We start from the raw sequence: 25338 nt of genomic DNA, 5'->3' as shown, positions 1-25338 counted from the left end.
AAACATTGCATTAAAATGAATGTAAAACACAATTTGGTTAAAACAAAACGATTGTTATATTGTTATTTTATAGATAAAAAATTAGCACATGTGTATTTTTTAATTATGTTTGAGTTGTCTTTTTGACAAATTCATAATTTTAACAAATAAAACAGCAGCACTATGGATGCAACTTTTGCAACTGGAAAGGAACTTCAAAAAATGGATCCTGTTTTTGGTCAGTTATCTTTTGATGATCACGAACAAATTGTATTTTGCAACGACAAAGATACGGGTTTAAAAGCAATTATTGGTATTCATAATTCGGTTATGGGGCCAGCTTTGGGAGGAACCAGAATGTGGAATTACAATACTGAATGGGAAGCTTTAAACGATGTTTTGCGTCTTTCTCGAGGTATGACATATAAATCAGCCATTACCGGACTTAATATCGGAGGTGGGAAAGCAGTTATTATTGGTGATGCTAAAACTCAGAAAACGCCTGAACTGATGCGTAAGTTTGGTGAATTTGTTCATTCGCTTAGCGGAAGATATATTACTGCTGAAGATGTTGGAATGGAAACCAAAGATATGGACACGGTAAGAGATGTGACTCCTTACGTTACCGGAATTTCTGAAGAAAGAGGGGGTTCTGGAAATCCGTCTCCAATTACCGCTTACGGAGTTTATTTGGGTATGAAAGCGGCTGCAAAAAGCCAGTTTGGTTCTGATGCTTTGGACGGAAAAAAGGTGTTGGTTCAAGGTATTGGTCATGTGGGAGAAACTTTAGTTGAATATTTAACTAAGGAAGGAGCTCAAGTGACTATTTCGGATATCAACGAAGAAAAATTATATCAGGTTGCTTCAAAATACAACGCAACAATTTATACTGGCGAAGATTTGTATGCTGCAGATGTAGATATTTACGCTCCTTGTGCTATGGGTGCTACAATTAATGATGCTACTGTAGATAAGATTAAAGCGAAGGTAATTGCGGGTGCTGCCAACAACCAGTTGGCAGACGAAAATGTTCACGGTGCAAGATTACAAGAAAGGGGAATTTTATACGCTCCAGATTTCTTGATTAATGCCGGTGGAATCATCAATGTTTATGCTGAATTGGCAAATTATGGCAAAGCTGAAATTATGGCTAAAACAGAAAATATCTATAATACAACTTTAGAAATTATTGATTTTGCAGCCAAAAACAATATTACAACACATAAAGCGGCACTTACTATTGCCCAAAACAGAATCGATCAAAGAAGAATCGAGAATGCGGCTAAGTAATTAGAAGTGGTCAGTGTTCACTTTTTTAGTGTTCAATCTTAGAATCTCAGTTTACAGTTTAATCTGTAACTGAGATTTTTTTTGGGCATGTTTGGCACTGCTCACTAAACACTGCTCAATGACCACTATAGATAGAGACTGACCACTAAATTCTGAAAACTGACCACTAAAAGGACGACTTTTTTGCGAATTAATTTTAAAATAAACTTCAAAAGTTATACTTTTGCAAACTAATTTTTAAATGTTCTTACAAGGTGGTAAATAGAAGACATATACGCGTTAAGGTAATGCAGGCCATTTATGCAATGCATCAAAGCGGTTCTGATAATATGGAAAAAGAAGAGAAATTTCTTTTTTATAGCATAGACAATATTCAGGACTTGTATCTAGTAATGCTTTCGTCATTGATTGAAATATGTAAAAAAGAGTCTGTATTTTTACATCTGTCAAGTAAAAAACATCTTGCAACTGCTGCAGAACGAAATCCAAACGAAAAATTCATCAAAAACAAGATTTTTCAGCTTCTTGCCGAAAGCAACTCTTTGAGTATTGCTTTAGAAAATCGCAAAATCAACAATTGGTCTCTAAATGATGATTATATTTTGCTGCTTTTAAATGATATTAAGGCTAGCGAAGTGTACGCAAAATACATGAGAAACAACGTTAACACTTTTGAAGAAGACCGACAATTTATTATCGATTTGTTTGCAGACGTTATTGTGCCAAATGAAAAATTGTACGAATATCTGGAAGACGATAAATTAACGTGGGTAGACGATATTCCGGTAGTAAATACACATATCATCAAACAATTAAAGGCAATAAAAACTGAAAATCCAGACGATTTTAGAGTTCCTAAGCTTTACAAAGATATTGAAGATAAGGATTTTGCGAAAGATTTGTTTAGAAGAACAGTTTTAAATGAAACTGCTTTTGCAAAAGAATACGAAGACAAAACGCCAAATTGGGATAGTGACCGTATCGCAGAAATAGATACCATTATTTTAAAAATGGCAATCTGTGAGTTTGTGAAATTCCCATCGATTCCGGTAAAAGTAACTCTTAACGAATATTTAGAAATTGCTAAAGAGTATTCTACTCCAAAAAGCAGTATTTTTATCAACGGAATTTTAGATAACCTTGTAAAAGAGCTTACCGCTAATAAAAAGATGTTAAAGACAGGCAGAGGGTTGATGTAAACTCCACAGAAAAGCCGAATTCAAAAAAAATTATATAACACAAAAACAAAGATTATGTCAGAAATAATGAAATTTGCTCCTTATTTGCTAATGTTCGCAGTATTGTATTTCTTTATGATTATGCCTGCTCAAAAAAAGGCTAAAAGAGAAAGAGAATTTGCTCAAGCCTTAAAAGTTGGAGACAAAATTATAACAATAGGAGGAATTCACGGAAAAGTTGCGGAGCTTTCAGAAACTTCGTTAGTAATAGAGACCATGTCTGGAAAGCTGAAAATTGAAAGATCTGCTATTTCTTTAGATAAAACAGCAGCTTTAAACAACGTTAACAATAAAAAGGCGTAACGCTTTTAAATTTTCTAAAAAGATATAAATCCCAAATTCCAAAAAAAAATGGAGTTTGGGATTTTTTTGTTTGTCATGGTCATGAAAAAAATAGCATTTGCTCTTCGACTTTGTTAAGAGTGACAACAGCGTTGGAATTTGGAATTTGGAAAAATGAAATTTGAGAAAAATCACCTGTATTTGTCATTCAGCCCCACATGATTTAGAATCATCGGAATCACTTTTTCAATCCTTGAAATCTTGGTTTTTTCCTGTTTCGCCGATTCGATATATTCTAAAAACTCATATTGTTTATAAGGTTTGAAGTTTTCGAAAGCTTCTTTTAACGCTGGATTTTGTTCCATCTCCTTGTTGAGCAGTTCAGAAATAATTGCTTCTTTTTTTGAAGGTTTGATGACTTTTCCTTGCTTTTCGTTCTCAATAGCTTCCTGGATATATTCCAGAATGTCTTTTTCGTTTATTTCTGCTTTTGATTTAAAACGCCATTGTCGCAGCGACTTTGTCACTTCTTCTTGGGCGTTGATAAGTTTTTTCTTTTCATCTTTCAAGAAGACGCCATTGTAAAACCAAATCGTAAAATAATCTTTAAAACCGCCTAGGCCAATAACGTTCTTTTTATTCAAAACATAAACAGGCGCTCCCCATTTTACCGTTTCAGTCAGTTCGGTTTTATCAATAATTGATTTGAGAAGAAGGATTTCTTCTTCCCATTGATTCATTTTGTCCCAAACGTGTTTTTTTTCAGACATTGTGTCGACTATTTTTTTCTTTTATTTTTTTCTCCTGCATCAAACATTCCCGGAATTGCAGTTAGTTCAGCAATTTTTACAATAACATCTGTCGCTTTCTGAATGCTTTCTGCTGGTACATATTCATATTTTCCATGGAAATTATGACCGCCAGCAAAAATATTCGGACAAGGCAGTCCCATATACGAAAGCTGCGAACCATCTGTTCCGCCTCGAATAGGTTTGATGATTGGTTTGATGCTTAATTCTCTCATTGCTTTTTCAGCAATATCAACAATATGTTTTACAGGCAAAACCTTTTCTTTCATATTATAATACTGGTCTTTTACTTCTGCAATTACAATGTCTTCTCCAAATTTTTTGGCAAATCTCTTATTGAATTGTTTCGTCAGCTTATGAATTAGTTCTTTTCGCTTTTCGAACTTCTTTTTGTTGTGATCGCGGATAATCAATTCTAAAACGGTTTCCTCGATATTTCCTTTGATGTGGTGAACGTGGAAAAATCCTTCGTAACCTTTAGTTTCCTGAGGTGTTTCTCCTTTTGGAAGCTCGTTGATAAATTCATTTGCTAAAAGCATCGAATTGATCATTTTTCCTTTTGCATACCCTGGATGCACGCTTTTTCCTTTAAAAGTGATTTTCGCTCCAGCAGCATTAAAATTTTCATATTCTAATTCGCCAATTTGGCTTCCGTCCATGGTATAAGCCCATTGCGCTCCAAATTTTTCTACATCAAAATGATGTGCGCCACGACCGATTTCTTCGTCTGGCGTAAATCCGATTCTGATTTTTCCATGTTTAATTTCAGGATGCTGAATTAAATATTCCATTGCCGAAACAATTTCTGTGATTCCGGCTTTGTCATCGGCGCCCAAAAGAGTTGTTCCGTCAGTAGTAATGATGGTTTGTCCTTTGTATTGAAGTAAATCTTTAAAATAGTTTGGAGATAGGATAATATTTTTCTCTGCATTCAAGACAATATCCTTTCCGTCGTAATTCTCAACAATTTGAGGTTTCACATTTGCGCCGCTAAAGTCTGGTGAAGTATCAAAATGAGAAATAAATCCAATTGTAGGCACTTCGTGATCAACATTGCTTGGCAGCGTGGCCATGATATAAGCTTTATCATCAATAGTTACTTCTTCTAATCCGATTGATTTTAGTTCTTCAACTAACTTATTAGCAAGATTCCATTGTTTTTGAGTACTGGGAGTAGTTTGAGAATTTGGATCCGATTCTGTATCAATTGTTACATAACTGATAAAACGATCTATAATGTGTTGCATTTTTTTGATTTTTTAGCAAATATATAGAAAAATTTTCTGCTGTATAATTTGGCTTCAACCTCTTGAAAATAAAAAGGGATTCTTGAGTGAATCCCTTTTAATTGCTATTTGTGAGTATTTATATGCTTTTAACGCATCTAAAGCCTAGATGGTTGGCAGCCGATCTGATTTCGCCCTTTCCGCGAGTTCCAACCATATAACGAGTGCAATATTGATCTGTACATAAAAATGAACCTCCACGGTGTACACGTTTTATTTCTGCTGGGTCATTGGGGTCGTAATAAGCATCAGGCCCCTTTGGATTTTTTGTCGTTTTGCCGCTTTCAGCCAGCGACTTGTAATAGTCAACGCTGTACCAATCGTTTACCCATTCCCAAACATTGCCCGCCATATCGTAGAGGCCGTAAGCGTTTGGAGCATATTGACCAGTAGGTGCAATTCCTTTAAAGCCGTCTTCACCCGTATCACCATCTTTTATAGGGAAATGTCCTTGGTAGATATTCGCCTGAAATTTTCCTTTTGGTTTTAAATCATTTCCCCAAGCATAGAGGTTTCCTGTTTTGCCGCCGCGCGCTGCAAATTCCCATTCGGCTTCGGTTGGGAGTCTTTTTCCTGCCCATTTTGCGTAAGCGGCAGCATCTTCGTACACAACATGAACCACTGGATATTTTTCTTTTCCTTTAATGGTACTCTGAGGTCCATCGGGATGTCTCCAGTCTGTACCAGGCTCGTAACGCCACCATTGCAGAAAATTATTCAAATTAACGGCCGATGGAGTAGGAGTAAATACAACAGAACCCGTCACTAAATCTTCTTCATTTGCAGTTGGAAATTCTTCCTTAGTAGGTTTTTGTTCGGCTACGGTTATATAACCAGTCGCTTTTACAAATTTTTCAAACTCTTCGTTGGTAACTTCCGTCTGATCCATATAAAACCCATCAACATGCACCCTATGGATCGGAGCTGCATCTTTGGTAACGCCTTTTATGCTGCACAAGCTTTCATCTTCAACATTGCTTCCCATCGAAAATTCACCGCCTGGTATCCACACCATTCCTTCTGGATTTTTGCCGGCGGGTTTAAACTTATTTTCAACGGTAGGCTTGAAATCAGAACTAGCTGCAGTATTCGGAACATCGTTGCATTCCATCGCAACTGTTTCTTTTTTAGGATTCGAAAGTTTAGTAAAGCTATAAGCGATTGAAATAGCGGAAATTGTGAGTAAACCGAAAATCCATATGATTTTGTTTTTCATGGCAATTGTTTTTTGGTCTGGTACTGGTTGTCAAAAAGAATGCGCTAAAATTATAAAAATTAATTTTAATATTATAGTAATTCCATAGGGTTAATAAATTATTTGTCTTTTTCAACCAAAACAACTTCATATTTGTTCTTTCCATCCACTTGAACTGGCTGGTAGTAGGTTTCTCCAAATTTGATGTATTTTACGTCTCCAATGGTAACCTCTTCGCCGCCTTCTGGTAGATTATCTACTAAAGTTCCTGCCGTTGGAGGAACGACTTTGTAGTTGTTTCCGTCTTTTTCGTAAAATGTTCCACCGTAGTAGTAATTATTCACAGTTCCGGTATTGACAGTTTGAGCGCCACTCGGAATATTATTTACGGTTCCGCCAACTGGAGCTGGCACCACTTGGTAACCTCCGTTGTTTGGAGCATACCAATTTCCTTGATCGTAATGATATTGCGTATTTTCGACGCTCACCACGATGGCGGTTACTGCGAGGGTCGTAACAAAAAATCCCCATGGATGCCAAACCGGCCCCCAATAAAACGGACGATAAGGATGATAATAATAAGGATGATATCCGTAATAACGGTAACCTCCATACACATACGGAGGACGTGCGTAAACGACAGTATTTCTCCTTACTACAGTATTATGGTTGTTATTGATTGTTATGTCTCTGCTGCGGTCAACATTTCGAGTATTGCTACTGATGTTGGTGTTTCTATTGCCGGTTCTGTTGTTATAGTTTCTATTTGTAGACGTTGCAGGTCTGGCAGCGTTATTATTGGAATTTGAAGGTATCGTAACTCTATTATTAGATGTAGAGGGCCTGTTTGCCTTATTTATAGAAGAATTAGAAGGACGTCTAATACCGCTTCCATTTGAACCAGGTCGTGTTTGAGTGGGTCTTGTTTGAGTGGGTCTTGTTTGAGTGGGTCTGGTATGTGTGTTACCGCCTCTATGGCCTGCTCCTCCGCCAGCTCGACGTTGTGCAAAACTGTCTATTGAAATAAAAAATGTCCCGATAAGACATAATAGCGCTGTTCTTTTTAGTATTTTAGATATGTTTTTCATTTTCAGTGATTTATGTGAATTAAAGTTATGAAAAAAAAGTAATATTGCTTTTGAAATAAAACAAAAAATAAGTTTAAACCTTTTGATTTACAGTGATATATCCCATTGAATCCTAAAACGCCATCCTTGTTCCAGCGGCAATGTTTTGTCTTGAAAACTGAAATAACTCACCTCTGAGGTCAGTTTGTTTTTATGCCCTTTAAAAAACCAGTTAAAAGCCAATGTAGATTCTTCCTGTCTGTTTTCTCTAATAGAATAATCGGGTCTGTACGAAGCGTGTCTGGCGGCCATTTCTAAATGTTTTGGCCACCATTGAAAAATAGTATGAAAAAAATATCCCGCTTGTACATAATAGCCTTTCATTACGGTCATATAATCGCTGTTGTATTTGTCTATTATTTCTTTGTTATGCCATTCGCTCTGCCATGAAAAGCCACGGTACATAAGAGCGGTTTCCAAATTCCATTGGTTGACTCTGTACTGTCCGGGCAATCCATCTTCAAATCCGTCTAAAGAGCCTCCTCCGGCTTGTGAAAATCTTGTGTACGGACTTCGGTTGGTTATGGCTGAAAAGGCAATAATAGGTGTCGGTTTTTCATGAAATTCTAAATCAGAGCCTTCAAAATCGAGAAATCGTCCTAAGAAATTCCATTGTGCTCTTCCAAAATACATCAGGTTGCCGTCGTCATTAGAAGTGCTTCCACGTCCGGTTCCTGTTAAAGCGGCAAACCAGTAATTAAAATCGGCTATGCCTTTGCCTTTCAAATGACCATAAATTTCGACTCCTAATTGTCTATCAACGGTAAAAGGTCTGTTTATGAGTGATCGTTCCACCATTTGTTGTTCGCCACTGCTGATAAAACGTTCGCGACTAAATTCTGTTTTCCATTGTCCTACTTTAAAATTCAGAAAATCCCATTTTTCAATCATTATCCTAAAATCAAGTAAATTGGACTGGCTCAATTCATATTCCCAATAATATTTAAGCCATGGCTCAAAAGCATGCCCGCCAATTTTTAACCTGGCGCGGTTTATTTTGAAAGTAGTTTTAGCATCTTGACTATAATCATCGTAAGTTAAAGGATCTGTATCATAAGGAGTAGAAAAACGAAATTGCAGTCTGCTTTGTAATTGAAATAGAAATTTGTTGTCCCGGGTTTGCAGTTCAAATCCTTTTTCTCCATATCGAACACTCATTATTTTAGAAGTATCTTTTTCTTCTTGGGAGGTTCCTTTCAAGCTAATTGCCAACAAAAGCATTAAAAGCAGTATTCTGGATTTGTTGATTATTTTGTTTTCTTTATACATATTAAGATTGTGGTTTGTATAAAAACTTGTCTAATTATTTCAAAATTAAATAATTAATATCGGAGCAATGATTCCTGAAAAGCTCGAAGTTGTTTCATTTTATAACTTGCAACCTCTTATTTATTTGTTTTTTGTAAAAAAGCACCTTTTTAAACTATAATATCTAAATTTGCAGCCAAAATAACAACAACACAACTCTTATGTATAAATTGATAATTCGTCCGATACTTTTCTGTTTTGATCCCGAAAAAGTGCATTATTTTACATTTTCATTCGTTAAATTCATTTCAAAAATTCCAGGTGTTTCGGCAATTATTAGGTCAATTTATGAAGTAAAAGACGTTCGACTAGAAAGAGAAGTTTTCGGAATCAAATTCAAGAATCCGGTTGGACTTGCCGCAGGATTTGATAAAGATGCCAAGCTTTATAAAGAATTGGGAGATTTTGGTTTTGGTTTTATCGAAATCGGAACAGTAACGCCAGTTGGACAAGAAGGAAATCCTAAAAAACGTTTATTCCGTTTAAAAGAAGATCAGGCAATTATTAACCGAATGGGATTTAATAACGGCGGTGTTCTAGAGGCGGTTGAGCGCTTGAAGAAAAATTCAGGGGTTTTAATTGGCGGAAACATCGGAAAAAACAAAGTAACCGATAACGACGATGCGGTCAAGGATTATATCATCTGTTTTGATGCTTTGTACCATCATGTTGATTATTTTGTGGTGAATGTAAGTTCGCCAAACACCCCGAATCTAAGAGCATTGCAAGACAAAGAACCTTTGACGGCTTTGTTGCAGACTTTGCAGGACAGAAATGTCGATAAACAAAAAAGCAGCACGCAAAAAGCAAAACCGATTTTACTTAAAATTGCTCCAGATCTTACAGACGAACAATTGTTGGATATTATAGATATTGTAAAAACAACACAAATTGCAGGTGTCATTGCAACCAATACTACAATTTCTAGAGAAGGTCTGCAGTCGTCGAACCAAACAGAAACTGGAGGTTTGTCTGGAAAACCATTAACAAGACGTTCTACAGAAGTCATTCGTTTTCTTTCGGAAAAAAGCAATAAGGCATTCCCGATTATTGGAGTGGGAGGAATTCATTCTGCAGACGATGCTATAGAAAAATTAAACGCAGGAGCTAGTTTGGTTCAATTGTACACTGGTTTTATTTATGAAGGTCCGGCTTTGATAAAAGCAATCAACAAAAAAATCTTAAAGCAAAACGCTTAAAACTCTTTAAGGCAATTGCAGCAAAAGTGCCTGAACAATAAGTCCTGTAATAATAGCAGCTCCAAAACTGATTAGCGTTCCGATTAAAACATATTCAGTCAATTTGCGGTCTTTTGCTTCTTTTAAGTCCCCAAATCTGAAAATTGATTTGGCGGCAAGCAAGAAACCAATCGCTTCAAAGTGATTGGTTATGATAAATCCGAAAACGAATAATCGTTCTAAAATACCAATATAATTTCCAGCAGCTATCAGAGAGTTATCCTGATGGCTGTTTTGGCTTTCGGGTGCCCACATAGAAATAATGGTTTTTATAAATATCGATGTCGGTTTAGTAAGAAGCAAAATTCCGGTTAAGAAAACCCAGAATTCATCGTTTGCCCAAAAATTAGGAATACTTTCTTTTTCGTATAAAAGTGCAATGCCAATCAAAACAAGAACATGTGCTATTTGGTCAACTACAAACCAAGTTCGTTTTGTTTTGCTTTTCTGGAAATTCAATTTGATTAAATCGATTATTCCGTGTGTAACAGCAATTAAAATTGCATAAGGAATAAAACTGATTTCTCCAGCCAAAATTGCGGCCAAGATGCCATGAAGCAAAATATGAATGTATAAATAAACACTTTTGTGCTTTTTATGTTCTTTATCAATAACCCACTTATTAGGTTGCCAAATAAAATCGCCTAATAAATGCGCCAGAAACAGTTTTAAAAATAAAATCATTTGGTTGTATATTGTTTTATCTGTTTTCTAAAGTAAGAGTCTAAATCCATAACAAGTTCAAAATGGGCTCGTTTCTGTCTTCTGCTCACAGCAGCTTGATTAATGCCCAATTTTTGTCCCAGTTCTTCCTGTGATAAAGAAGGATTTTCTATTGCTGCCACTGCAAACTCGGCAGCTTGTACCAGCCAGTTATCCATAAATGTCAAAGCCAGCCTTATCATTAAATTCATTTTTTCGTCAATAGCAGAATCGCCTGTTCTTAATGCCAAATTGACTTTTTGTTTTTTTAAAGTCTCAAAAAGTTCTCCCGAATTGATAAATGCAGGGCCGTTGCTTTCAGATATTTTTTCGGCATCATGAGTCTTGTCTCCAAAACCAATACTCATTCTGGCATCATACTTTAAGGTTCTTAAATGCGCTTTTATCAGAACAGCGGTTATGAAGGAATCTTCGGGATTTCTGATTTCAACCTGAAATTCGTCTCCCCTGTAAATTTCCCATTGACTTGGAGTAGCCCCAAATTTGGCTAAGATTTTTTTAAGGCCTTCTACCCAATGTTCAGATTGTTGTCTTGAACCAATGATGTCTCCTGTAATTACGCTTGTCATAATCAAATATAAATAAAAAATTATAAACATTATATTACAAATATAAGTAATCTTTTTTAATATTACGTTTTTGTGTAATATTTTGTTTTATTACATATTTGTGTAATTTTTAGTGATATTACAGCAATGAATACTCTTTCAGATACTAAAAATTGTCTTTTATTTTCCTAAAAAAGGAACTAACTTAGCATTTGTTAAAGAGTAAGTTTTGAATAAAGAAATCAAGATTATCGAATGTCCTCGCGATGCCATGCAGGGCATAAAGACGTTTATACCTACAAAAAATAAGGTTGCTTACCTGCAAGCCTTGCTTAGAGTGGGTTTTGATACAATTGATTTTGGAAGTTTTGTATCTCCAAAAGCGATTCCGCAAATGCAAGATACAGCTGAGGTGCTTTCACAGTTAGATCTTTCACAAACTTCGAGCAAGCTTCTTGCTATAATTGCCAATACGCAAGGTGCTGCACAGGCATCAGAGCATGAGCCGATTCAGTATTTGGGTTTTCCTTTTTCTATTTCTGAGAATTTCCAGATGCGTAATACGCACAAAACTATTGCCGAATCTTTGGTGACATTGACCGAAATTCTGGAAATCGCCGATAAAAAGAACAAGGAAGTTGTGACCTATCTTTCAATGGGTTTTGGTAATCCTTACGGAGATCCTTGGAATGTCGAAATTGTTGGCGAATGGACACAAAAATTGGCAGGAATGGGGGTGAAAATTTTATCGCTTTCTGATACTATTGGCAGTTCTACACCAGAGGCAATTACCTATTTGTTTTCAGATTTGATTCCGAAATACCCTGAAATTGAGTTCGGTGCACATCTTCACACGACTCCCGACAGTTGGTTCGAGAAAATTGATGCAGCGGCAAAGGCTGGTTGCAAACGTTTTGACGGCGCAATTCAAGGTTTTGGAGGCTGTCCGATGGCAACAGATAAATTGACCGGCAATATGCCTACAGAAAAACTGATTTCGTATTTTACTGCCAATAAAAAAATAACCGGACTTAATTCCTTAAGTTTTGAAAGCGCTTATAATGAAGCCTCAAAATTGTTTGGGAAGTTTCATTGAAAATAAAAATCAATAGTACAGATTTCTAAACGGGACTGATTTTTTTTAAGCATAAACCTTACTACACTTAGAAAATTTCATTAAAAATTGACTATATTTACTATACCCAGATAATAATAACCTATGACATTGAGTTTTAAATTATTGTCAACCCTAGTATTTTGTCATGAAATCAACCTTCATACACAGAATTTCACAAATTATATTATCAGCCTTTTTTCTTTTTTCCTGTTCAAGCGATTTAGATTTTGATCAGGTTGAAGATTTTAAATTAGAGCCCGTTTTTGTGGCAAATCTGGCTTATTTTGATGTTCCTGCCAATAGGTTGGTAAACAATGGGGGCAATCAGATTGCTTATGATGCTCGCGATTTTGATGTTTTTAGGAATAAATTTTTAACAGATCATTTAAAAAAAGCAGCATTTGATGTTGAGATAGAAAATACTATCGAACGAGCTTTTGCTGTCAATATTTTGCTGCTCAGCGCTGATGACAGTGTGCTCGAGACCATACCTTATGTGGTTCCTGCTTACAACGGAAGCGCAAATGTTGTCAAATATCCTACGCAGATTTTTGAAAATCAAAGGCTTGATCTGCTCAAACAAACTGTGAAATTAGGCTTTGTGGTGATTATCACAGCAGGACCTCCTTTAAACCAAAACAGTATTGGAGATCTTAAATTAAAATCAAGTGGAACTGTTTATTTGGAAATAGAATGAGAAAAATATTTCTGACTCTAGCCTTGGTATCACATTTTTGCTGTTTTGCCCAAAATAAGGAAGTGTTGTATAATTTTACTTCTATTCCGCAGTCTTCTTTGGTTAATCCTGGAGCCGATGTTTCGTATAAATATTTTTTCGGATTTCCGGTTTTATCTGGAATTTCTGCTAATCTTGGCTCAAGCGGTTTTGCAGTCTATGATTTGTTTGCCGATAACGGAATCGATTTTAACGATAAAGTTAGAAATGTCATCAATAAATCTTCGAAAAATGACAAGGTAGTAACCAATCAGCAATTGGAATTATTTTCGGGCGGATTTAGGATTGGGGGCAAGGAAAGCCGTTCGTACATTTCTTTCGGACTTTATCAGGAATTTGATTTTTTTATGTATGTTCCTAAAGATCCAGCGCTTTTGGCCTTAGAAGGAAATAGAAATTACATCGGAAAATCATTTAATCTGGGAGATTTAACAGCCAAAGCAGAAATTCTTTCTGTTTTTCATGTCGGTTTTCATAAAAAAGTAAATGATAAATTTGTTTACGGCGGACGTGCAAAAATCTATTCTAGTGGCGCCAATGCAACTTCGACAAAAAATTCGGGTTTTATTTATACAGGTCAGGACACTGGATCTCCAAACATTTATAATCAGATAATATCTTCAAATTTAGAATTGAGAACTTCTGGAATTGCTCGTTTTACGAAAGACGAATACGAAGGAAGTATCGCCAAAGATATTGCACATAATACTTTTTTTAACGGAAGTCTTGGATTAGGTTTAGACATAGGACTTACCTATTACATAAAAAAGAATCTCCAGTTTACGGCTAGTATAATTGATCTTGGCTTTATTAGACAGACTAAAGATATTGAAACTTTAACTTATAAAGGAACTTATCAATATCAGGGGGCAAATCCAGATTTTACGAATCAGAATGATCCGGAGAATATTTTTGACGAATTTGATGCCGCCATTCCACGAGATACTCTTTATAACAAATACACAACCTGGCGACCGACAAAGTTGTATTCTTCTATTCAATATTCATTTGGAGAATCGCGTTCCAACGAAGATTGCGACTGCCTAAAGCGTACTAAAACACGTTACAAAAACGCAGCCGGCTTGCAGCTTTTTGCTATGAATGCGCCAAAAGAACCGCTAACTGCTGTAACAGCTTTTTATCAAAGAAACATTTTCGAAAAATTAGATGTAAAAGCTACTTACACATTTGATGCTTTTTCTAATAAAAATATCGGATTAGGAATATCAGGTACGTTCGGAAAAGTGAATGTTTATGCTCTAGTGAATAATGTTTTAGAATATAAAGATGTTTCAAAAGCTAATAGTATAGCTTTTCAGTTCGGAATTAATTTTGTTTTTCAAGATAATGATGATTAAAGTGGTTTTTGTTTGTGGTTTTTATAGATGAGAATATAGAATTTGGAGTTTGAAGTTTGAATTTGGAGCTTGAAGCTTGAAGTTTGAAATTTGAAGTTTGAAGTTTGAAATTTGAAGTTTGGAATTTGAAGTTTGGAATTTGAAGTTTGGAATTTGAAGTTTGGAATTTGAAGTTTAGAATTTGAAGTTTAGAATTTGAAGTTTAGAATTTGAAGTTTAGAATTTGAAGTTTGGAATTTGGAATTTGAAATTTGAAATTTGGAATTTAAATTTGTAAGCTCTTTCTTGTAAATGCAATTTTATGAAAGGGTAGGTAAACAAGTTGCGAATTTATTCACTATATTTGCACGCAATTCAACTAGAAATTGCATCATGATAGCACACAACTCCAAGATTATCGGCGAAGGTTTAACTTACGACGATGTATTATTAGTACCTAACTACTCGAATGTGCTTCCCCGCGAAGTAAGTATTCAATCAAAATTCTCAAGAAATATTACACTTAATGTTCCGATTGTATCTGCAGCTATGGATACAGTTACCGAAAGCGCAATGGCAATTGCTATGGCACAAGAGGGAGGAATTGGTGTTTTGCATAAAAATATGACTATCGAACAGCAGGCTGCAAAAGTTCGAAAAGTAAAAAGAGCTGAGGCAGGTATGATTATCGATCCAGTAACTTTGCCAATGACTTCTACAATTGCTGACGCTAAGAATGCCATGAAAGAATTCGGAATCGGCGGTATTCCTATCGTTGATGAAAATAGGATCTTAAAAGGAATCGTTACCAATCGTGATTTACGTTTCGAAAAAAATGGAGCCAGACCAATCGCCGAAGTAATGACAAGCCAAAACCTAGTAACTGTTTCTGAAGGAACTTCTTTAGAACAGGCCGAGGTTGTTTTACAAGGTCATAAAATCGAAAAATTACCAGTTGTAAACGAGAAAAACGAATTAGTTGGATTAATCACATTTAGAGATATTACCAAACTGACTCAGAAGCCAATCGCAAACAAAGATTCTTTCGGTCGTTTGAGAGTTGCTGCTGCAATTGGAGTTACTGGAGACGCAGTTTTAAGAGCAGAAGCTTTAGTAAATGCAGGTGTAGATGCCATCATTATCGATACAGCTCACGGACATACAGAAGGGGTAGTGAATACCTTAAAAGAAGTAAAGTCAAAATTCCCTCAAATAGATGTTATCGTTGGGAACATTGCAACACCAGAAGCTGCTAAATATTTGGTAGAAAACGGTGCCGATGGTGTAAAAGTAGGAATAGGACCAGGTTCTATTTGTACGACTCGTATCGTTGCAGGTGTTGGATTTCCTCAGTTCTCAGCAGTTTTAGAAGTTGCTGCGGCAATTAAGGGAACTGGAGTTCCAGTAATTGCTGATGGTGGAATTCGTTACACTGGAGATATTCCTAAAGCAATTGCTGCCGGTGCCGACTGTGTAATGTTGGGTTCATTATTGGCAGGAACAAAAGAATCTCCGGGAGAAACTATCATTTTTGAAGGAAGAAAATTCAAGTCTTACCGCGGAATGGGATCTGTTGAAGCAATGCAGACAGGTTCAAAAGACCGTTATTTCCAAGATGTGGAAGATGATGTTAAGAAATTGGTTCCAGAAGGAATTGTTGGACGTGTTCCTTACAAAGGGGAGTTAAATGAAAGTATGCTTCAGTTTATCGGCGGTCTTCGTGCCGGTATGGGGTACTGCGGTTCAAAAGATATTCCGACCTTACAGCAAAGCGGACGTTTCGTAAGAATCACTTCGAGCGGAATCACTGAGAGTCATCCGCATAACGTAACTATTACAAAAGAGGCTCCAAATTACTCTAGATAATTTAGCTTTCAATCATCATAAAAAGGTGTAAGATCAATATTCTTACGCCTTTTGTTTTTTTTGATTGATTTAAAAATAAAAAAAAAGCAACTTATGAGAGGAATAAGCTGCTTTTTTCAAGAAAGAAAGAATTATATCTTTAAAGTGAAGCGGTATTTTTTTCCGTTTCTCTTAATGTTTGATTTTGTAGAATCTCCTGTAAAAATGGTTTTACCTGACGGTCGATTTCAGATTCAGAGATATTCAAAGCTTTCGGGTCAGAAGACAGACTTAACCATGGTTTTGGTCCATCAAAATCATAACTTCCGAAAACAATTACTGGTGTACCTTTTACTTTTACGTTTTCTTTATCTTTCAAAATCCATTCGTCGGCAAATTTGTAAAGGTATTTAGCATCTTTTTCTAATAATCTTAAGCAGGAATGAGAAGCAGGATATCCCGGCAATTCATATTGATGGAAGCCCACTCCGAGTTTGTTTTCGATGTTGAAATTCCATTTTAATTCCCACTCGTCGTTAAAGGTGCTCGTTGTTTTTTCTGCCTTCCAATTAGTAAAAAACAGTCCTGTTGGAGTAGGGTCTTTTTTTCGTCCCATATTGGTTGGTCCGGTACGAACAAGTTCTCCATTTTCATAAGCGGCAAAAGTCTGTGTCGGATACGAAAAAAGGATAATTTTTGACACCTCTTCTAAGGCCGAAACATGCAGCGGAAATGGTAGGTAATAAACCAAATCACCACTGAAATCTGTCGGAATTACAAGAGAATCCAGTTTTTTAAGGCTTGCTTTGTCGGCTCTGTTAATGGCATAAACGATGTCCATTTTACTGCTGTCGGCTTCGTTGGTTTTCAGCCAATCTTTAGATTTTGAAAACTGATAGGAAACAGCCGATTCAGGTTTTTTATATTCAATTGTTTTCTTAGGCTTTTTATCTTCTGTGTTATCTGTTAAGTTTATAGTGTCGCTTTTTTTGCATGAAACCAATAAACCTAACAGTAACAATAATAAGGCGTTTGCTGCGTAATATAACTTTTTCATAGGTCGTGTTTTTTATTATGATAAAGTTATAAACCTGATAGCTGAAAAGGGTTACATAATTTTTTGAATTGGTTTCGGGATTTTCATTTTCAAATCGATGACAGAAAAGAAGACACTTCAAGGTTCCATTGAAGTTTGTTTTTCAAGAGATAATTTTCGTGTCCAGTATTTTTAAAAATTCCTAGTTTTTTAAAGCCTTGTAGATTTTTGTAAATTTCGTCTGTTTCTTGTCTGCTGACGCTTTTGTCTTTTTCTCCGTAAAGTAATAAGGTGGGACATTTTATTTTTTTTGCATATTCTGAGGGGCTATGACTAAATCCCCAAAAGCCATTTTGTATGCCTCCCCAAAAAAGCAAAATACCAGCCATTGGAAAAGTAGGGGCATTCATTTTCTTAAATCTGGCGCAAACCGTTTGGTACATCGAACCAAAAGGGCATTCTATAATTATTCCTTTTGGATCTATAGAATTGTCATTAAGGCATTTCATTATGGCAACCGCTCCCATAGAAGATCCAAATAGGTAAATATTCTTTTCTCCTGTAGATGAAACGTAATCAAAACAGGTTTTGACTTCTAATGATTCCTTAAAGCCGATTGTTGTCTGGTTTCCTTCAGAGTTACCGCTTCCCATAAAATCTACCAGCAATGTACTATAACCTAATTTTAAAAATTCATCAGAACGTTCGATTAAAGATGATTTTTCCGATCCATATCCATGAAATAAAATAACTGTACCTTTTGAATTTCGATTTCTAATCAGCCAGCATTCTATTTCTTTATTACTCTTAAGTTTTAAAGTTTGATATTTCTGAGAAGGAAATTTTGAATTTTGAGGTTTAGGGTTATTAACTCCAAAAAAGAGAGTAGATGCTTTTTGAAAAGAAGAAAGTTTTTCTGGGCTTTGAGTTTTCTTAGATCTGGCTTCTGCAAAGTGAGTAAATTTATAGGCATGGAAGAAGGCAATACCGTTCATGATTATGAAAATGAATAGTACTATCTTAAAGTATTTATTTCGGAATAGTTTCATTTTTTATGCAATAATTTAGACAATGGCTAATTGAGTTTTTTTTGGAAAGCGTAAAAAATTACATCTCTAGTTTAAAAGCTTCCCCCTCTACAAAAAATCCTTTCGAAGAAGTTATTTTTATTTTTTGATCTTCGGTATAGCCTAAAGTTTCTCCATTTCTAAAAACAACATTACTATTAATTACGTATGAAATAATGTTGGTAAAGAAATTAAAAAGTTCTCCCAATTCCATAGGAGATTGCAAGACTTCCATTTCCTGTTTTTCAAATTCAGGTAATCCATACGTATACATATAGTTTCCTTGCTCAGATGTTTTGATGCCGATATAAATCCACAAATGAACAGGCGATTTTCCCTGCTGTAAATCATTGATGTTCTCCAAATATTGATTTCTAGGTATCAATAAAGTCTGTTTTCCTTGGTAAACACCTACTGAATTTGTGGTAGAAAGAATAGAACATAATAACTTACTTAATATGGTATATCTTTCTATTTGACTTCCTTGTGAAGACATAACCGAAACGATTGCATGACCGGTGTAGTCTTTTAAATCTTCTTTTGCTGTGTGCCAGTTGTAGGCATATTCAATAGTTGTTGCGATTTCCTCGCCCGGAATTTGCGCCGGAATATATGCTACAGCTACTAACTCATTATTTATTTTAAAAACGGCAGAATTATCGTCTCCAGAAAAATCTGTAATAGACAATCCCCAGAAATTTTTTAGGTTTTCAATTACGATTTCTATGTTGTAATTCTCATTATCAGTAAACAGCGGCATGGCAAGAATTACGCTTTTTTCTTTTTTTTGAGGAGTTTCTTTTTTCTTTAAAAAGTCAAATAATCCCATAATTTAGTTTTGAGTAAGTTGATTTATTTCTGTTGAATTAAGTTCAAAGTGTATTCCAATTGTGTGTCTTTATTTTTCAAAAAATCGTCAAAAGTCTGTATTACCTTGAAATCTGGAATAACGCCTCTTCCAAAAATCTGATTTGACTTTTTAGGAACATCTTGGTTTAAATTAACAATAGAAAATTGTGTTCTGATTTTAGTATTCGGCAATTCATATTCAATAGGAGTGTGGCCGTTATGGCCAAAATAACCGCCCATAGTTTCTTCTCCAATCACAATGGCGTTCGTATTTCCTGCTACGAGCGAAGCAAACAACGAGCCAGCAGAAGCGATTCGAGGACTGATTAAGAGATAAACCTGCCCTTTAAAACTATTTTGGTCTGGCTGGAGCAATTCATTAAATTTTTCATTCTGAAAATAATTGTCATCTTGATTTTCTGTAAATTCTTCTTTTAACTCTTCTTCAAAATCTTTTTTTTCTTCTTGTTTCTTCTGCGGTTCCGTTTCTTCATAAACTAAATATTCTGCAAAGGGAATTTCTAGAAAATTAACGTATGCCGATGCGTTTTCACGAAAAGGTTTCTGTGCTAAATAAGAAAAAGTGACAATATCGTTTGGGTCGGTTCCACCGCCATTATTTCTAACATCTACAATTAAGTTTTTTATCTGATTGTTTTTTGCAAGATATTGAAAACAGCTGTCTAGATATTTTTTGTAAGCTAAATGTTCTTTATGTTTGGCGTTTCGCCCGATTACGAATGTGTGAACAGAAAGAAGCGCTGTATTTCCTGTAATAATTTTAAACGAATATTTGTCTTTGGCGCGATTGTATTGCAAGCTATCTACAGGAAGTGAAAATCGTTTTTTGAAGTTTTCTTTTCGCGTATCATTAGAAACAGCTTTTATGGTTTTTGTCTTTTTTTGCGTCTGATTAGGAAGTGAATATTCGACTATAAAACTCTTGCACGGACCATATTCCATTCGGAAATATTTGGCAAACGAACTTCCGATTCCGATAGATTTTCCAGTTATATTGTAGCCGTCTGTTGTATAGTATTTATAGATTGAATTCAGGATTTTATAAGAGTTAATTCCGTTTATGCTGTGAATTTCAGATCCTAAAGGTAGTTGCTGGTTGTCAAAATTAACGACCAATTTGTTTTCAATAAGTTTTACAGGAAACGGAAAAAAAACATTTCCTGAGGCGTATTTTTTTTCAAAATCAGCGGGAAGCGTTGTGTCATTGTGCAGACTGCCTTCAAAATCGGTAATTTGCAAGATGATTTTATAGAACTCGATAAGTTCTTGTGGTTTATTGATTTGTGTAAACGCCCAGGAATAAACGCTGTCAATCTGTTGTTTGCTTCTGTATTTATAAAGTCCAGAATTTGCTTTTTCTCTTATTTCCTTAAAAATGGTTAAATCCTGCTTGAGTTTTTCTGCCGCTATTTTTTCATTCTGAGAAATCAGGAGAATTGGGAAAAACAGAAAAAATAATAGTTTAGATTTGAGCATTTTAGATCGTTTAGTTAAATCTAAAATACTCAAAAAAACTTTAAATCAGATTTTTTATTTTAGCATGCTGCAATAACATAATAGTTTTAGCGTCTGTTATTTCTCCCGATTCAATCATAGCATAGGCTTCATCAAAAGTAAATTCCAAAACTTCGATGTTTTCTTGTTCAGCATCAAGTCCGCCACCTTCGCTTACTTTCATGCTTTGGTTGTATTCGCCGACAAACAAGTATAAGATTTCTGTTACCGAACCTGGTGACATGTAAGTTTCAATTACCTTTTGAACTTTTGTTAAACGGTATCCGGTTTCTTCTTCTGTTTCGCGGATAATAGCCTGTTCAGCATTTTCTTTATCCAAAAGTCCGGCACAAACTTCGATCATCATTCCGGTTCTGTTTCCGTTTAAATAAGTGGGTAAACGGAATTGCCTTGTTAGAATGACTGTTTTGTTGGAGGAGTTATACAATAAAATTGCAGCTCCGTTTCCGCGGTCGTACACCTCGCGAGTATGCGACTCAACAGGCTGATTCTCTTTTTTATAATTAAAAGTGACCTTGTTTAGTAAGTACCAATTATCAGATAACAACTTGGTTTCTGTGATTTCTATTTCTGGATTTTTTCTCATAAAATTTGTGTCAAAAAAAACGCTCTGATTATCAGAGCGTTTATAATGTATTATTTTGTTATTGTTTGTTTTCTATCTGGACCAACCGATACGATTTTGATTGGCACTTCGATTTCTTTCTCAATAAATTCAATATATTCTTTTAGCTCAATTGGCAATTCATCGTAAGTTGTCAATCCAGTTAAATCTTGTTTCCATCCTTTAAATTCTTTGTAAACAGGAGTAACATTTTCTGGTTCGATGTTATACGGGAAGTGAGAAATGTTTTGTCCTTTGTAGTTGTACTCTGTACAAACTTTTAAGGTTTCAAAACCAGAAAGAACATCACCTTTCATCATCATTAACTGCGTAACTCCGTTAACCTGAACAGCATATTTTAAAGCAACAAGGTCTAACCATCCGCAACGTCTTTGTCTTCCTGTTACAGAACCAAATTCGTTACCAACTCTTGCCATAGTTGCACCCACTTCGTCAAAAAGTTCAGTTGGAAAAGGTCCGCTACCAACACGTGTTACATACGCTTTAAAAATTCCGTAAACCTCTTTGATTTTGTTAGGAGCAATTCCTAAACCTGTACAAGCCCCAGCTGCAGTAGTGTTTGATGAAGTTACAAAAGGGTAAGTTCCAAAATCAACATCTAATAAAGATCCCTGAGCTCCTTCGCAAAGAATAGATTTGCCATCTTTTTGAGCTTGGTGCATGTATTCTTCACTGTCAATAAAATCTAATTTTTTCAATTCTTCGATAGCTTCAAAGAATTCTTTTTCAAGTTCAGCTAGATTGTACTGAATAGCAACATCGTAAAAAGCAATCATCGCTTCGTGTTTGTCTGCCAAAGCTCTGTAACGCTCTTTAAAATCTTCTAATTCAATATCGCCAACACGTAAACCATTTCTACCAGTTTTATCCATATAAGTTGGTCCGATTCCTTTAAGCGTCGAACCAATTTTAGCTTTTCCTTTTGAAGCTTCAGAAGCAGCGTCAAGCAAACGGTGAGTTGGCAAAATTAAATGCGCTTTTCTTGAAATGATCAATTTGCTTTTGATGTCAAGGTTGAATTTCTCTAAACCTTCTATTTCTTTTTGAAAAACTACAGGGTCTATTACAACGCCATTTCCGATGATGTTTACTGAATTCTTATGAAAAATTCCAGAAGGAATCGTTCTTAGTACGTGCTTAATTCCGTCAAATTCTAATGTATGTCCTGCATTTGGTCCTCCTTGAAAACGTGCAATAATATCATAATTTGAGGTAAGAACGTCAACAATTTTTCCTTTACCTTCGTCTCCCCATTGTAATCCTAGTAATAAATCTACGGTCATTCTGTTTTTAATTTGCGTTGGGACAATCTAAGCTGTCCTACTGATTGTAGTTAATTTTTCTTTTTTTTTAATTTTTGAAAAGTCTATAAAAAGACTATGAATTTGAGTTTTGCTTTTTGTTTCCGTAGAAATAAAGCGAGTGATTTGTAATTTCGATATCAAAAATTTCTTCGATAGTCTTTTTGATGGTTTGAATTCTTGGGTCACAAAATTCAATTACCTCACCAGAATCTGTCATAATGATGTGATCGTGCTGTTTATCAAAATATGATTTTTCGTAGTAAGCTTGATTCTGCCCAAATTGATGTTTTCTAACCAAAGCGCAGTCCAACAATAACTCAATCGTGTTGTAAAGCGTAGCCCTGCTCACACGATAGTTTTTGTTTTTCATTTTGATATAAAGGTTTTCTATGTCAAAATGTTCCTCGCTGTCGTAAATTTCCTGAAGTATAGCATAACGCTCAGGAGTTTTGCGATGCCCTTTTTGTTCAAGATACATTGTAAAAACATTTTTTACAATTTCTTGATTCTTAGTGTTGTCAGTTGAAATGAGTGTCATATCCTGCAAAGATAATTTTTTATTTTTAATCAATAAAAGTTTCGGGTTTAAAGTTTAGTTATAAAACCCTTATAGAAAGCTTAAAAAGTTAGGTTCTGTATTCTCTGGTCACTTTATCAACTCCGTCAATTTTCTTGATTGCATTAATCATTTTCTTCAATATGGTATTGTTTTTCACAATTACGGCAATTTGTCCGTGAAAAATTCCAGCATCGGTACTGAGCGAAATGCTCTGGATATTGACGCTCATATTATTCGAAATAACTCTCGTCAACTGATTTGTAAGTCCCAAAACATCCATTCCTGTAATATTGATGATCGCTTTGAATTCTTCCTGTGACGAGTCGATCCATTTGGCGCTCATGATTCTGTACGCATAATTAGACTGCATTCCGATAGCGTTTGGACAATCTTTTTTGTGCACTTTAATTCCTTCATTAATGGTCACAAAACCAAAAACATCATCACCAGGAATTGGGTTGCAGCATTGCGAAAGTTTATAATCGAGTTTGTCATGTTCGGTTCCAAAAACCAGCATGTCGTAATTGCTGCTGATAACTGGTTTGTGAATGTCTTCTGCCGCAGTGGTGTCTTTATTTCGTTTAATTTTATTCTTAAAGAAGTTAATAAACGAATTGCTTTTTTGGGCGGCATAATCTTTTAGCTGCTGATTTTCAATTGCTCCGATTCCGACCCTGTAAAATAAATCTAAACTGGTCTTTAATTTAAAAAAGTTAACAAGCTCGTTTGTTACTTGCTCGTTGAGTGTGATTTTTAAATGTTTTAATTTACGGGTAAGCAATTCTTTTCCTTCTTCGCCGATTTTCTTGGTGTTCTCGTTAAGAACATTTTTAATCTTATTTTTAGCTCGTGAAGTCGTAACATATTCCAGCCAGTTTACGGTTGGTTTCTGATTTGGCGAGGTGATTACTTCTACCTGATCGCCGCTTTTTAATTCGTGGTTTAAAGGGACTAATCTTCCATTTACACGAGTTCCGCGCGTTTTGATTCCGATTTCCGAGTGAATGCTGAAAGCAAAATCAAGAGAAGTTGCGCCCTTCGGCAATGATTTGATTTCTCCTTTTGGGGTAAAGACAAAGATTTCTTTAGAATACAAATTCATTTTAAAATCTTCCACGAAATCAACTGCGTTTGTTTCAGGATTTTCTAAAGCTTCACGCAGCAGATTCAACCAGGTATCTAAACCGCTTTCTTCGGTAGCGCCATTTTTGTATTTATAGTGTGCGGCATAACCTTTTTCGGCAATTTCGTCCATACGTTCACTTCGAACCTGCACTTCGACCCAACGTCCTTTTGGTCCCATTACGGTAATATGAAGTGCTTCATAACCAGTAGATTTTGGCGACGAAATCCAATCTCTTAAGCGGCTTGGGCTCGGTCTATAATGGTCGGTAACAATAGAATATATTTTCCAAGCTATGAATTTTTCGTCGTGCGGATCGGCTTTGTAAACAATTCGAAGTGCAAATTTGTCATAAACTTCATCGAAGCTTACGTTTTGTGCACGCATTTTTCTACGGATGGAATAAATAGACTTAGGACGTCCTTTGATGATATAATCTATATTTTCATGATCAAGAGATTTTTTCAAAACCTCCGAAATATCTTTTATATACGCATCCTGCTGTTCTTTTGTTTCACGAATTTTACTTACGATGTCTTCGTAAACAGCGGGTTCTGTGTATTTTAAGCCTAAGTCTTCTAGTTTGGTTTTAATATTGTAAAGCCCCAAACGATGGGCTAGAGGAGCGTAAATGTATAAAGTTTCAGATGCGATTTTGGTCTGTTTGTATTCCGCCATCGAATCCATGGTCTGCATGTTGTGTAGACGATCGGCAAGTTTGATCAAAATTACGCGAACATCATCATTCAATGTCAGAATCATTTTTCTGAAATTCTCCGCCTGCATCGAGGCATTCAAATCTTTTTGGACTAATGAAATCTTAGTAAGACCTTCTACAAGCTGTGCCACTTTTGGGTTGAACAGTCGTTCAATATCTTCGACAGTAATCGGAGTGTCTTCCACCACATCGTGCAGTAAGGCCGCAGCAATAGAAGTCGCACCTAGACCAATTTCTGAAGCAACAATTTTGGCAACTGCAATAGGATGAAAAATATAAGCTTCACCCGATTTGCGTCTCTGTTCTTTGTGAGCATCAACGGCAACATCAAAAGCTTTTCGAATTAATTTTTTGTCAGCGGGGCTTAAAGTTTGGTAACTTATTCGAAGTAATTCCTTGTATTCCTGCGCAATAGCTTTGTTTTCTTTTTCGATATCTATTTCTGTCATAACGGCATAGTTCA

23 protein-coding genes are annotated in these 25338 nt (G+C 35.6%); 8 read left to right on the top strand and 15 right to left on the bottom strand.

The genetic code is table 11. The annotated features are described in order from the left end of the window. The first annotated feature begins 162 nt into the window (after window positions 1-162). From E0W73_RS05480 to yajC, 3 genes are all read left to right on the top strand, one after another. A complete protein-coding gene (locus E0W73_RS05480) occupies window positions 163-1269 on the top strand; it encodes a Glu/Leu/Phe/Val family dehydrogenase (RefSeq protein WP_135221084.1) in 1107 nt (368 codons plus the stop codon). A 287-nt stretch (window positions 1270-1556) separates the two neighbouring features. Beyond that, entirely contained in the window at window positions 1557-2468 is a 912-nt protein-coding gene (gene nusB / locus E0W73_RS05475) for a transcription antitermination factor NusB (protein WP_135221297.1), read from the top strand. A 54-nt stretch (window positions 2469-2522) separates the two neighbouring features. Next, on the top strand, window positions 2523-2810 hold the full coding sequence (yajC, locus tag E0W73_RS05470; RefSeq protein WP_135221083.1) for a preprotein translocase subunit YajC: 288 nt from the start codon (window positions 2523-2525) through the stop codon (window positions 2808-2810). Between the two features lie 170 nt (window positions 2811-2980). Here yajC and E0W73_RS05465 read toward each other — a convergent pair whose 3' ends face one another. From E0W73_RS05465 to E0W73_RS05445, 5 genes are all read right to left on the bottom strand, one after another. Then, window positions 2981-3559, bottom strand: a complete 579-nt coding sequence (locus E0W73_RS05465; protein ID WP_135221082.1) for a YdeI/OmpD-associated family protein — start codon at window positions 3557-3559, stop codon at window positions 2981-2983. Between the two features lie 8 nt (window positions 3560-3567). Then, window positions 3568-4845: a peptidase T gene (gene pepT / locus E0W73_RS05460; protein ID WP_135221081.1), complete on the bottom strand. Its 1278-nt coding sequence runs from the start codon at window positions 4843-4845 to the stop codon at window positions 3568-3570. 118 nt (window positions 4846-4963) lie between these two features. Next, on the bottom strand, window positions 4964-6100 hold the full coding sequence (locus E0W73_RS05455) for a formylglycine-generating enzyme family protein (protein ID WP_135221080.1): 1137 nt from the start codon (window positions 6098-6100) through the stop codon (window positions 4964-4966). Between the two features lie 98 nt (window positions 6101-6198). Then, window positions 6199-7167 carry a DUF6515 family protein gene (locus E0W73_RS05450; RefSeq protein ID WP_135221079.1) on the bottom strand — a complete coding sequence of 323 codons (969 nt, stop codon included), beginning with the start codon at window positions 7165-7167 and terminating at the stop codon, window positions 6199-6201. An 87-nt stretch (window positions 7168-7254) separates the two neighbouring features. After that, entirely contained in the window at window positions 7255-8475 is a 1221-nt protein-coding gene (locus tag E0W73_RS05445; protein WP_135221078.1) for an OprO/OprP family phosphate-selective porin, read from the bottom strand. A gap of 200 nt (window positions 8476-8675) precedes the next feature. On the opposite strand from E0W73_RS05445, the gene E0W73_RS05440 reads away from it, so the two are divergent. Next, window positions 8676-9713, top strand: a complete 1038-nt coding sequence (locus E0W73_RS05440) for a quinone-dependent dihydroorotate dehydrogenase (protein WP_135221077.1) — start codon at window positions 8676-8678, stop codon at window positions 9711-9713. A gap of 6 nt (window positions 9714-9719) precedes the next feature. On the opposite strand, the gene E0W73_RS05435 is transcribed toward E0W73_RS05440, so the two are convergent. Together E0W73_RS05435 and E0W73_RS05430 are read right to left on the bottom strand one after the other, a co-directional pair. Next, window positions 9720-10436, bottom strand: a complete 717-nt coding sequence (locus E0W73_RS05435; protein WP_135221076.1) for a DUF3307 domain-containing protein — start codon at window positions 10434-10436, stop codon at window positions 9720-9722. Beyond that, a complete protein-coding gene (locus tag E0W73_RS05430; protein WP_135221075.1) occupies window positions 10433-11044 on the bottom strand; it encodes a SatD family protein in 612 nt (203 codons plus the stop codon). The genes E0W73_RS05435 and E0W73_RS05430 overlap by 4 nt, the downstream gene beginning before the upstream one ends. A 208-nt stretch (window positions 11045-11252) precedes the next feature. Between E0W73_RS05430 and E0W73_RS05425 the strand changes: the two genes are divergently transcribed. From E0W73_RS05425 to guaB, 4 genes are all read left to right on the top strand, one after another. Next, a complete protein-coding gene (locus tag E0W73_RS05425) occupies window positions 11253-12119 on the top strand; it encodes a hydroxymethylglutaryl-CoA lyase (RefSeq protein WP_135221074.1) in 867 nt (288 codons plus the stop codon). 166 nt (window positions 12120-12285) lie between these two features. Beyond that, window positions 12286-12837, top strand: a complete 552-nt coding sequence (locus E0W73_RS05420; protein WP_135221073.1) for a hypothetical protein — start codon at window positions 12286-12288, stop codon at window positions 12835-12837. Beyond that, window positions 12834-14234, top strand: a complete 1401-nt coding sequence (locus tag E0W73_RS05415) for a DUF5723 family protein (RefSeq protein ID WP_135221072.1) — start codon at window positions 12834-12836, stop codon at window positions 14232-14234. Before E0W73_RS05420 ends, E0W73_RS05415 begins: the two co-directional genes overlap by 4 nt. Before the next feature lie 372 nt (window positions 14235-14606). After that, the gene (guaB, locus tag E0W73_RS05410; protein ID WP_135221071.1) at window positions 14607-16079 is read left to right on the top strand and encodes an IMP dehydrogenase; all 1473 of its coding nucleotides are present in this window, start codon (window positions 14607-14609) and stop codon (window positions 16077-16079) included. Between the two features lie 139 nt (window positions 16080-16218). On the opposite strand, the gene E0W73_RS05405 is transcribed toward guaB, so the two are convergent. The 8 genes from E0W73_RS05405 to E0W73_RS05370 all read right to left on the bottom strand — a co-directional run bounded on the left by E0W73_RS05405 (window position 16219) and on the right by E0W73_RS05370 (window position 25324). Continuing rightward, a complete protein-coding gene (locus E0W73_RS05405; RefSeq protein WP_135221070.1) occupies window positions 16219-17115 on the bottom strand; it encodes a L,D-transpeptidase in 897 nt (298 codons plus the stop codon). An 89-nt stretch (window positions 17116-17204) separates the two neighbouring features. Then, window positions 17205-18143 (bottom strand): alpha/beta hydrolase, encoded by a 939-nt coding sequence (locus tag E0W73_RS05400; RefSeq protein WP_135221069.1) that lies wholly within the window; start codon window positions 18141-18143, stop codon window positions 17205-17207. 58 nt (window positions 18144-18201) lie between these two features. After that, window positions 18202-18990, bottom strand: coding sequence for a DUF4261 domain-containing protein (locus E0W73_RS05395; protein ID WP_135221068.1), 789 nt, complete (start codon window positions 18988-18990; stop codon window positions 18202-18204). 23 nt (window positions 18991-19013) lie between these two features. After that, a complete protein-coding gene (locus E0W73_RS05390; RefSeq protein WP_135221067.1) occupies window positions 19014-20507 on the bottom strand; it encodes a S41 family peptidase in 1494 nt (497 codons plus the stop codon). A gap of 40 nt (window positions 20508-20547) precedes the next feature. Next, entirely contained in the window at window positions 20548-21132 is a 585-nt protein-coding gene (locus E0W73_RS05385; protein ID WP_135221066.1) for an NUDIX domain-containing protein, read from the bottom strand. A gap of 50 nt (window positions 21133-21182) precedes the next feature. Then, entirely contained in the window at window positions 21183-22454 is a 1272-nt protein-coding gene (locus tag E0W73_RS05380) for an adenylosuccinate synthase (RefSeq protein ID WP_135221065.1), read from the bottom strand. A 94-nt stretch (window positions 22455-22548) separates the two neighbouring features. Then, window positions 22549-23013 carry a Fur family transcriptional regulator gene (locus tag E0W73_RS05375; protein WP_026729002.1) on the bottom strand — a complete coding sequence of 155 codons (465 nt, stop codon included), beginning with the start codon at window positions 23011-23013 and terminating at the stop codon, window positions 22549-22551. An 88-nt stretch (window positions 23014-23101) separates the two neighbouring features. Next, entirely contained in the window at window positions 23102-25324 is a 2223-nt protein-coding gene (locus tag E0W73_RS05370; protein ID WP_135221064.1) for a RelA/SpoT family protein, read from the bottom strand. Between the last annotated feature and the right edge of the window lie 14 nt (window positions 25325-25338).

It is taken from the genome of Flavobacterium foetidum (assembly GCF_004634245.1).
In the GTDB taxonomy this organism is placed as follows: Bacteria; Bacteroidota; Bacteroidia; order Flavobacteriales; family Flavobacteriaceae; genus Flavobacterium; species Flavobacterium foetidum.
This window is presented reverse-complemented; position numbering and strand designations above follow the sequence as displayed.